This is a genomic window from Microbacterium sp. HMWF026 (genome assembly GCF_003061325.1).
Classification (GTDB): Bacteria; Actinomycetota; Actinomycetes; order Actinomycetales; family Microbacteriaceae; genus Microbacterium; species Microbacterium testaceum_E.
In genome coordinates, this window is record NZ_QAJB01000145.1 from 7,110 (window position 1) to 10,173 (window position 3,064).

Below are 3,064 nucleotides of genomic sequence, written 5' to 3' on the forward strand. Positions count from 1 at the left end.
TGGTCGCAGCTGCTGCCCGAGGTCGATCTCACGCCCCTCGACGTGATGTCGCGCCTGCGTCGTGCGGCGTTCCACCTGTCGAAGCTGCGCGCCAAGGCGTTCGCCAGCGCGGGCATCGCGGTGTGGGAGTTCGACGTGCTCGCGGTCCTGCGCCGCGCGGGCACCGAGCTCAGCGCCACGCGCCTGATCACGGCGACGATGATCGGCAGCGCCGCGATGACGAACCGTCTCGACAAGCTCGCCGAGCGCGGTCTGGTGCACCGGCGTCCCAATCCCTCGGACGGCCGGGCGATCCTCGTCGCCATCACCCCCGAGGGGGTCGAACGGGTGGATGCCGCGATGACCGAGCTCGTGCGGCTCGAGGCCGAGGCCCTGCGCGATGTCAGTCGCGCCGATCAGGCCCTGCTCGCGAGCGCCCTGCGCGTGCTCGCGGCGGGCGAGACGCACGAGGCGTGATCGCCCTCGCCGACGCCCTGACCGACCGTCCCGTCGTCCTGGACGGCGGACTCGGCACGCTGCTCGAGTCGCGCGGCAACGACGTGACCAGCGCGCTGTGGTCGGCGCGGGTGCTGCGCGACGACCCCGACGAGGTGCGCGCCGCCCACGCCGAGTTCGTCGCCGCCGGTGCCGAGGTCGTGATCGCCGCGTCCTACCAGCTGGGTTTCGGGGGCGACATCCCCGACGCCGAGGTCGAGACGCTCCTGCGGCGTTCGGTGTCGGTCGCGCGCGACGCCGGTGACGTCGTGGTCGCGGCATCCGTCGGTCCCCTGGGGGCGCTGCGCGCCGACGGGAGCGAGTACACCGGCGCGTACGGCCTCTCGCTCGACGACCTGCGCACGGCCCACCGCCGACGGTTGCACGTGCTCGCCGAGACCGGGGCCGACGTGCTCGCGGTCGAGACCATCCCCTCACCGCTCGAGGTCGAGGCCCTCGCCCTGGAGCTCGCCGACGTCGACGTGCCCGCGTTCGTGAGCCTGTCGGGCGACAGCTCGGGCTTCGCCGCCCCCGGCTCGCGCGCCCGGGCGCTGCAGCTCGCCGCCTCCGTTCCCGGCGTGATCGCGGTGGGCGTCAACTGCTGCGCGCCCGCGTCGGTGGGTGCCGCTCTGGCCGAGGCCCCGGGCATCCCGCTCGTCGCCTACCCCAATACCGGCGAGACCTGGGATGCCGCGACCCGCACCTGGCACGGGGGAGCCGCCGCGCTGGCCGATGACGCCCCGGCGTGGGTCGCCGCCGGGGCGCGGTTGGTCGGCGGGTGCTGTCGATCCACCCCCGCCGACATCGCGGCGATCGCGGCGGCCGTCCGGCGCTGACGCGCGCGGCCCGGTTCAGTCGAAGTCCGCCGCCAGGGCGTTGCGGTGGTATTCGAAGATGATGCTCGTCCGGGTGGATGCCACGCTGTGCCGCGCCGAGAGGTGATCGACGACGAAACGGCGTACGGCCGAAGAATCGTCGACGGCGATGTGCACGAGGAAGTCGTCCGCCCCGCCCAGGAAGAACAGCTGGATCACGTCGGGGTGGCGCCGAATCTCGTGCGCGAAGGCGCGGATGCTCTCTTGCCGCTGGCCCGGTCGGAGCGTGACGCCGACGATGGCCTGCAGTCCCCGGCCCAGGCGGCTCTGGTCGACGGCGGCGTGGAAGCCGGTGATCAACCCGCGCTCCAGCAGCGCGCGCACGTGGGCATGGGCGGTGGATGCCGCCACCCCCAGCGCCTCGGCCAGTGCAGCGTTCGTCATGCGGGCGTCGGCCGAGAGCAGCTCGATGATCCGGGCGTCGAGCGGGTGCAGGTCGTCGTCGTTCACCGTAGATCCTTCGCCGGGAGCGGGTGGGGGAGGTCTCGGCATCCGACTCTAATCGCAGGAGGGCGCGTGGGGTCGAAGGATATTCGGAGAAACACCCGCGAAACACTTCTTTCTGCGATTCTCTCGGCATCGCTCATCCGCTCGAGGAGGAACCCATGCGCGTGTCCGTGCCCACCGAGATCAAGAACAACGAGAACCGCGTCGCCATGACGCCCCCGGGGGTCGACGCTCTCGTCCACCGCGGCCACGAGCTGTTCGTCCAGGCGGGAGCGGGCGAGGGCAGCGGCTTCTCGGACGAGCAGTACCGCGCCGCCGGCGCCGAGATCGTCGCCACGGCCGACGAGACGTGGGCGCGGGCCGAACTGCTGGTCAAGGTCAAAGAGCCGATCGCGCCCGAGTACGCTCACCTGCGCGCCGATCTGACGCTGTTCACCTACCTGCACCTCGCCGCGGACCGTCCGCTGACCGACGCGCTCATGGCGGCGGGGACCACGGCCGTGGCCTACGAGACGGTCCAGACGCCCGACCGCGCGCTGCCGCTGCTCGCGCCGATGAGCGAGGTCGCCGGCCGTCTGTCGATCATCGAGGGCGCCCACCACCTGCTCCGCGCGTCGGGCGGGCGGGGACTGCTGCCCGGTGGTGTCCCCGGCACCCCGCGGGCGAAGGTCGTCGTGATCGGCGGCGGCGTCGCGGGTGAGCACGCCGCGGCCAACGCGCTGGGGCTGGGGGCTCGCGTGACGGTCGTCGACATCTCGCTGCCCAAGCTCCGTCAGCTCGAGGAACGCTTCGGCGGCGCGATCGAGACCCGCGCGTCCACCCGTCTCGAGATCGCCGAGCAGCTGGCCGACGCCGACCTGGTCATCGGTTCGGTGCTCATTCCGGGCGCCGCGGCCCCCAAGCTCGTCACGGACGACATGGTCGCCGCGATGAAGCCCGGCTCCGTCCTCGTCGACATCGCGATCGACCAGGGTGGCTGTTTCGAGGGATCGCGCCCCACGACCCACGATGCGCCGACGTTCCGCGTGCACGAGGCGCTGTACTACTGCGTCGCCAACATGCCCGGCGCCGTTCCGCACACCTCGACCCGCGCCCTGTCGAACGCCACGCTGCCTTACATCACCCGCATCGCCGACAGCGGGTGGGAGGCCGCCGCCGCCGCGGATCCCGCTCTCGCGAAGGGGCTCAACGTTCGCGCCGGCGTCGTCGTGAACGAGGGCGTCCGCGCCGCCTTCGACCTCTGACCCCCGCCCCGCCGACCTCTGACC

Annotated in this window: 4 protein-coding genes; 3 read left to right on the plus strand and 1 reads right to left on the minus strand. The window is 72.6% G+C overall.

The features are described 5' to 3' along the window. A partial coding sequence (locus tag DBR36_RS06385) for a MarR family winged helix-turn-helix transcriptional regulator (protein WP_258222595.1) occupies nucleotides 1-456 on the plus strand: 456 nt, incomplete at its 5' end. Next, on the plus strand, nucleotides 453-1,310 hold the full coding sequence (gene mmuM, locus DBR36_RS06390) for a homocysteine S-methyltransferase (RefSeq protein WP_108318077.1): 858 nt from the start codon (nucleotides 453-455) through the stop codon (nucleotides 1,308-1,310). The genes DBR36_RS06385 and mmuM, both read left to right, overlap by 4 nt. 15 nt (nucleotides 1,311-1,325) lie before the next feature. Here mmuM and DBR36_RS06395 read toward each other — a convergent pair whose 3' ends face one another. Further along, complete coding sequence (locus DBR36_RS06395; protein ID WP_219927622.1) at nucleotides 1,326-1,799, minus strand: Lrp/AsnC family transcriptional regulator; 474 nt, start codon at nucleotides 1,797-1,799, stop codon at nucleotides 1,326-1,328. Between the two features lie 155 nt (nucleotides 1,800-1,954). Here DBR36_RS06395 and ald point away from each other — a divergent pair, with 155 nt between their 5' ends. Next, complete coding sequence (gene ald, locus DBR36_RS06400; protein ID WP_108318079.1) at nucleotides 1,955-3,040, plus strand: alanine dehydrogenase; 1,086 nt, start codon at nucleotides 1,955-1,957, stop codon at nucleotides 3,038-3,040. The last annotated feature ends 24 nt before the right edge of the window (nucleotides 3,041-3,064 follow it).